This window comes from Streptomyces albidus (ex Kaewkla and Franco 2022) (genome assembly GCF_013870515.1).
GTDB lineage: Bacteria > Actinomycetota > Actinomycetes > Streptomycetales > Streptomycetaceae > Streptomyces > Streptomyces albidus.
On the sequence record NZ_JACBXA010000282.1, the window covers coordinates 1 to 6,833 of the forward strand.

General features: G+C 70.4%; 6 protein-coding genes. 2 read left to right on the forward strand and 4 right to left on the reverse strand.

The window, feature by feature from the left end:
• A partial coding sequence (locus H5J26_RS26630; protein ID WP_181768520.1) for a P1 family peptidase occupies positions 1-558 on the forward strand: 558 nt, incomplete at its 5' end.
• A gap of 20 nt (positions 559-578) precedes the next feature.
• On the opposite strand, the gene H5J26_RS26635 is transcribed toward H5J26_RS26630, so the two are convergent.
• From H5J26_RS26635 to H5J26_RS26650, 4 genes are all read right to left on the reverse strand, one after another.
• Positions 579-2,825: a PTS fructose transporter subunit IIABC gene (locus tag H5J26_RS26635; protein WP_181768521.1), complete on the reverse strand. Its 2,247-nt coding sequence runs from the start codon at positions 2,823-2,825 to the stop codon at positions 579-581.
• Positions 2,822-3,844 (reverse strand): 1-phosphofructokinase, encoded by a 1,023-nt coding sequence (gene pfkB, locus H5J26_RS26640; protein WP_181768522.1) that lies wholly within the window; start codon positions 3,842-3,844, stop codon positions 2,822-2,824. Before pfkB ends, H5J26_RS26635 begins: the two co-directional genes overlap by 4 nt.
• Before the next feature lie 5 nt (positions 3,845-3,849).
• Positions 3,850-4,611: a DeoR/GlpR family DNA-binding transcription regulator gene (locus H5J26_RS26645; protein WP_181768523.1), complete on the reverse strand. Its 762-nt coding sequence runs from the start codon at positions 4,609-4,611 to the stop codon at positions 3,850-3,852.
• Between the two features lie 286 nt (positions 4,612-4,897).
• A complete protein-coding gene (locus H5J26_RS26650; RefSeq protein WP_181768524.1) occupies positions 4,898-5,914 on the reverse strand; it encodes a sigma-70 family RNA polymerase sigma factor in 1,017 nt (338 codons plus the stop codon).
• Between the two features lie 168 nt (positions 5,915-6,082).
• Here H5J26_RS26650 and H5J26_RS26655 point away from each other — a divergent pair, with 168 nt between their 5' ends.
• Complete coding sequence (locus tag H5J26_RS26655; RefSeq protein WP_309238079.1) at positions 6,083-6,700, forward strand: N-acetyltransferase family protein; 618 nt, start codon at positions 6,083-6,085, stop codon at positions 6,698-6,700.
• Positions 6,701-6,833: the final 133 nt, after the last annotated feature.

Below are 6,833 nucleotides of genomic sequence, written 5' to 3' on the forward strand. Positions count from 1 at the left end.
GCGAGCACGGTGCTCGCCTCAGGGGTGACCGTGGGTGCGCTCGCGGCGGTCAATGCCGCCGGCTCGGCACTGGCCCCGGACACGGGCGCTCTGTACGGGGAGTTCTGGGACGAATCCCCTCCCCCCTCACCCCGTCCCGGCCTGCATGCGGAGGCCCGGCGCCGGCTGACACAGGCGCAGGAGGAGACGAGGAGCCGCTCGGCCGGGGTGCTGCGTCCGCCGTTCAACACCACGCTCGCCGTTGTCGCGACGGATGCGGCGCTCACCCGCCCCCAGGCTCAGAAGATGGCGGGTACGGCACACGACGGGCTGGCCCGAGCGGTGCGTCCGGTGCACCTCATGCACGACGGGGACACGGTCTTCGCGCTCTCGACCTGCGAACGCCCGCTGGAGGGCACGGAGTTGAACGATCTGCTGGCTGCCGGTGCCGACGTACTCACCCGTGCGGTGGTGAAGGCCGTGCTGGCCGCGGAGGGCGTGGACGGACCGGGTGGCGTCTTTCCCTCCTACCGCGACCTCTACGGACGCGATCTCCACGGCGGGCCTGGCGAAGGCTGACCGGGGACGCGGGCGGGGGTTCAGGCTGTGACGCGCACGCCGCCAGAGGCCCCGGAGTCTCCCTCGCTCCCGGGATCTCCCGCGCCCGCGGAGCCGTCCGGACCGCCGTTCGCATCGTCGCGGGAGTCCGCATCGGCCACGGCGTCAGCGTGGACGCCTGCCGCCTTCGTACCCCGGCCCACGGGGCCGGACGTCTCCGCCTGAGTCCCTCCCCTGCCGGCGCGGGTGCCCTTCAACAGGACGACCAGCCCGGTGGTCACCGCCGTACCGGCGGCGATGGCGACGAGGTAGAGCAGCGGGGAGCCGATCAGCGGGACGACGAACACGCCGCCGTGCGGCGCCCGAAGAGTGCTGCCGAACGTCATCGTCAGCGCCCCGGTCACGGCACCGCCCGCCATGGAAGAGGGGATGACGCGCAGCGGGTCGGCCGCGGCGAAGGGAATGGCACCCTCGGTGATGAAGGAAGCGCCCAGTACCCAGGCCGCCTTGCCGTTCTCGCGCTCCGTCTTGCTGAAGAGCTTGCTGCGCACGACCGTCGCGAGGGCCATGCCGAGAGGCGGGACCATTCCGGCGCCCATGGCCGCGGCCATCACGGTCAGGCTCCCGTTGCCGGGGTCGGCCGCCGCGATGCCTCCGGTGGCGAAGGTGTAGGCGACCTTGTTGACGGGGCCGCCCAGGTCGAAGCACATCATCAGCCCGATGAGCAGGCCCAGGAGCACGGCGTTGGCGCCGGTGAGGCCTCCGAGCCAGTCGGTCATGGCCTTCTGCGCGGAGGCGATCGGGGCGCCGATGAGCACGAACATCAGCGTGCCGACGAGCGCCGAGGAGATCAGCGGGATGACGACCACGGGCATGATCCCCCGCAACACGGCCGGAATCGCGACCCGTTGGATCGCCATCACCACCGCGCCCGCGAGGAGACCGGCCGCAAGGCCGCCCAGGAACCCGGCGTTGATCTCGACCGCGACAGCGCCGCCCACGAAACCGGGCACCAGGCCGGGCCGGTCGGCCATGCCGTACGCGATGTACCCGGCGAGCACCGGCACCAGGAAGCTGAAGGCCAGTCCGCCGACCTGATTGAGCAGAGCCGCCCAGCTGTGGGCCTCGGTCCACACGAAGTGGTCGGCGACGGACTTGGCGTCGGCGATCTCGTAGCCGCCGATCGCGAAGGACAAGGCGATCAGCAGACCGCCCGCCGCCACGAACGGGACCATGTAACTCACGCCGGTCATCAGCCACTTGCGCAGCCGTGTGCCGAATCCGTCCCCGGTCTCCCCCGCACCGTCCATGGGCACCGGCTTGCCGGACGCTGCGGAGGCCTCTCCCCGTGCGGCCTTGCCGCGTACTTCTTCGATCAGTTCGGCGGGGCGGTTGATCGCGGCCTTCACGCCGACGTCCACCGTGGGCTTGCCCGTGAAGCGTTCCTTCTCGCGGACCTCCACGTCGTGCGCGAAGATCACGCCGTCCGCCGAGGCGATCAGGGCGGGGTCGAGCCGTTCGAACCCGGCCGATCCCTGTGTCTCCACGACGACTTCGACGCCTGCATCCTGGCCGGCCCGCTGGAGGGACTCGGCCGCCATGTAGGTGTGCGCGATGCCCGTCGGGCAGGAGGTGACGGCGACGACGCGGAAGAGGTCACCGCTGTCCTCAGCCTGCGAAGCGTGGGCGGCAGCGTTGCCAGCCGGCTCCCCGGGCCCCGGCTCGGCCGGAGTGCTCGGCGGCTCCGCTTCGTGCTCCGGCCCGTGCTCGGGCTCCTGCTGGGTGCCGGGCTCTGGAACCGCGTCCGTGGCCGGGCTGGACGGCTCAGCCGCTTCGGCCTTCCCCGCCTCGTCACCGCGTACGAGTGCCGCCGCCGCTTCCGCATCGGCGACCGCGCGGAGCGCTCCGGTGAAGTCCTCGTCCGTCAGGCGCCGGGCAAGGCCGGACAGGATGCTCAGGTGATCGCTGTCGGCTCCGTCCGGCGCGGCTATCAGGAAGATCAGGTCGGCGGGGCCGTCCGTCGCTCCGAAGTCGACGGGCGTGGAGGGCCGTCCGAAGGCGAGCGTGGGCACGGTGACGGACGCGCTGCGGCAGTGAGGTATGCCGATGCCGCCCTCAAGCCCCGTGGGCATCTGCGCCTCTCGGGCCGCCACGTCCGCGAGGAAGCCTTCGAGGTCGGTGACGCGGCCTTCCGCGAACATCCGCTCAGCGAGCGAGCGCGCGGCTTCTTCCTTGGTTTCCGCGGTCAGGTCGAGGTCGACCAGCTCCGCGGTGATCAGCTGGCTCATCGCACGGCTCCATCGGCGTCGCGGGGCAGGGGGCGCCCCAAGGGGTGGTCCAGGGGAAGTTCAGTCGTCACTTCTACGGCTTCGGGGCGCAGGTCGGCGGGCCGGGGCATCTGGCTGCCGGGAAGTTGCACGGCCGCCGCTCCGTGCGCGACCGCTGAGATCAGCGCCCGGGGTCCCGCACCGCCGGCGGCGAGGAACCCGGCGAGCGAGGCGTCCCCGGCTCCGACATCGCTGCGTACGGCAACGGCCCGGCCGGACCCGAAGTACGTGCCGGTGCCGTCGACCAACAACTGCCCGGTGGCTCCGAGGCTTGCGAGTACGGCACCCGCGCCTGCGTCCCGCAGTTCTCCGGCAGCCTTCACCGCGTCGCTCACGGTGGCCAGCGGACGGCCGACGGCCTCGGCAAGTTCGTCGGCGTTCGGTTTCACCACGTCGGGCCGCTCGCCGAGGGCGGCGGACAGGGCCGGCCCGGAAGTGTCCAGCGCGATCCGTATGCCGCTCCTGCGGGCACGGGCGACCAGCTCCGCGTACCACTCGGGGGGCAGACCACGAGGGAGGCTTCCGCAGCAGACGATCCAGGACGCGCCGGCGTCGGCGGCCCGCACGGCCACCGTCTCCACGAGCGTTCCGGCTTCTGCGACGGTGATCTCCGGGCCGGCCGCGTTGATCTTGGTGAGGGTGCCGTCGTGTTCGGCGAGTGAAATGTTGACGCGGGTCGATCCCCGTACGGGCACCCCGGCGACCTCGATACCTCGCTCGCCCAACAGCTGTGCCAGCAGCGCCCCTTCGGGCCCGCCCAGCGGCAGCACGGCAACGGTGCGCCGGCCTGCGGCTGCCAGCGCCCGCGAGACGTTGACGCCTTTGCCGCCCGGGTCGACCCGGTCCGTACCGGCCCGCAGTACGGCGCCGCGGGCCAAACCGGCTATCTCGTACGTGCGGTCGAGGCTGGGGTTGGGCGTGACGGTGAGGACCGTGCTGCCGGCGGGGTCCGCGGTGGCTGCCGCGGTGTCGTCTGTCATGCCGGTCAGACCCGCCTCACCTGTGGGCCATTGGCCTCGATGGCTCGGGCTGCGTCGTCGTCGAGGCCGGTGTCGGTGATGACGACGTCGACGTCTGCGAGATCACCGAATCGAGCGAAGTGCTCCTGCCCGTACTTGCTGGAGTCGGCGAGCAGGACGACCCTGCGCGCCGCAGCCATGACCGCGCGCTTGACGGCTGCCTCGGCCAGGTCGGGCGTGGTGAGCCCGCCGGCGAGGGAGAAGCCGTTGGTCGCGAGGAAGAGGATGTCCGCGTTGATCTCGCCATAGGTGCGCAGCGCCCAGGCGTCGACCGCGGCACGGGTGCGGTGCCGTACGCGTCCGCCGACGATGTGGAGGTCGATGCCGGGGTGGTCGGCGAGCCGGGAGGCCAGCGGCAGGGCGTGAGTGACGACCGTGAAGGCCGCATCCACGGGAAGGGCCATGGCCAGCCGGGCAGTTGTGGAGCCCGCGTCGAGAAGAACGCTGCCGTCGCTGGGCAGTTCGTCGAGGGCGGCGTGCGCGATGCGGTCCTTCTCGTCCGTGGCCGCGCTCTCGCGCTCGCTCAGGTCGGGCTCGAAGTCGAGCCTGCCGGCGGGGATCGCACCGCCGTGGACCCGACGTATGGCGCCCGCGCGGTCGAGCGCCTTGAGGTCCCGCCGGACGGTCTCGGCCGTGACCTGGAACTCCTGCGCGAGCGAGAGCACATCGACTCGGCCCCGCTCACGGGCCAGGCGCAGGATCTCCTGCTGGCGCTCCGGTGCGTACATGTGGCTTCAGGTCCGTCCATGCCCGAACGTGCGATTTCGCAGGCACGCTACGACCACAGAGGCGGAATGTAAACACACTCGGACACATGAACAGACAGAGACGGACATCGGAGATGCCCGTACGCCGCCGAAGCTGAGGTCGAAGGCGGCGCAGAACACGGCGGCGCAGAAAAGAGCCCCGGCGCTCGGGGGAGGGCACCGGGGCTCGTTCTGGGGGGCGGCTCATGACGGTCATGAACACCGCCGCTGTATTCGGTTCTTGGTCGTCCCGTCGTTCGGAGCTTCGTCACGCCGCGGCGTCGAAGCCGGTGTCCGAGGCCAGCTTCTTCAGCTCCATGAGGGCATGCTTCTCGATCTGCCGGATCCGCTCACGCGTCAGGCCGTGCTGCTTGCCGACCTCCGTGAGCGTCCGCTCGCGCCCGTCGACCATTCCGTAGCGCGCCTTGATGATGGAGGCGGTACGGGTGTCGAGCCGGCCGATGAGCCCGTCCAGCTCCTCACGGCGCAGCAGCGTCATGACCGACTGCTCCGGCGAGGCCGCGGAGGTGTCCTCCAGCAGGTCGCCGAACTGCGTCTCGCCCTCTTCGTCGACGGACATGTTCAGGCTGACCGGGTCACGTGCCCAGTCGAGGACGTCGACGACGCGCTCAGGCGTGGAACTCAGCTCTGCGGCGACCTCGGCGGGCTCGGGCTCGCGCCCGTTCTCCCTGTTGAACTCGCGCTGGACACGGCGGATGCGGCCCAGCTCCTCCACCAGATGAACGGGGAGCCGGATCGTCCGCGACTGGTCCGCGATCGAGCGCGTGATGGCCTGACGGATCCACCAGGTCGCGTACGTGGAGAACTTGAAGCCCTTGCGGTAGTCGAACTTCTCCACGGCGCGGACCAGACCCGCGTTGCCCTCCTGGATCAGGTCCAGCAGGGGCAGGCCGCTGCGTGGATACCGCCGGGCGACGGCCACCACGAGACGGAGGTTGGACCGGATGAAGACATCCTTGGCACGCTCCCCCTCGGCGACGATCGCTTCCAGCTCGTCGCGGGTCGCGGTTGCGCTTGCGGAGTCGGCGCTCACCGGCTCCTCGTCCTGGTCCAGTATTCGGCGGGCGAACACCCCTGCCTCGATGGCGAGCGACAGCTCGACTTCCTTTGCCGCATCGAGCAGCGGTGTACGTGCTATCTCGTCGAGATACATGCCGACCAGGTCGCGGTCCGCAACTTCACTGCCTGCGGCGCGAACACTGCTTGCCGCGTCAGTGGCACCGGTCGCGGTGGCCTGACGACGGGCGACGGCACGGGTTGCCATGCGTGCTCCCTTGTGAGTGGACTCAAACTGGTCGGTGGCGTTGGTAAGACACTCTCCGGGTGCCCCCATCCGTAGGAAACAACGAGTGGAAACCGGACTTAATTCCCAACCGCTGAGTCATTTTCCTGATCATGCAGTACCCTGTCTGGCCACCTGGAGGAGTCAAGGGTGAGCGAGACCTCAGAGATACTGGTCAGAGTGGGCGCCGAGCAAGATCTCGAGGCGCTGACCGACATCTACAACCACTACGTCCGTGAGTCGTCGGCCACCTTCGACACCGAGCCGTTCACACCCGAGGAGCGGCGTGACTGGCTTCTCTCTCACATTGAAGACGGCCCATACCGCCTGATGGTTGCCCAGCGGCGTCAGATCGCCCCCGCCGATCCAGCACGCGGGGGCCTCTCAGGACGCCCCTCCGGCGCATCGGCCGCCGCTCCCGCCGGAACCGGAGCCTGTGGGACCGCATCCGGCCAAGTTCTCGGCTTCGCCACCAGCAGCCAGTTCCGCCCGAGGCGCGCCTACGACACCTCCGTCGAGGTGAGCTGCTATCTGGCGCCCGGCGCCGTCGGCCGCGGGCTGGGCACCCTGCTCTACAAGCACCTCTTCGAGGAGCTGGATGGGCAGGACCTGCACCGCGCGTACGCCGGAATCACCGTGCCCAACGACGCCTCCGTGCGCCTCCACCAGCGCTTCGGCTTCGAACTCGTCGGCACCTACCGCGAAGCGGGCAGGAAGTTCGGCCGCTACCACGACGTGCAGCGCTACGAGAAGGCGCTGGGCTGCTGACCCCGCCCGCCCCCGGACTCCTGACGAACCAGCACCGGGCCCATGACCTGATGCAGGTCATGGGCCCGGTGGCCGGCCCGTCGGGTGCCGGGCCGGCCGGCGCGCCGTTCTGATCAGTGCACCATCACCGGCG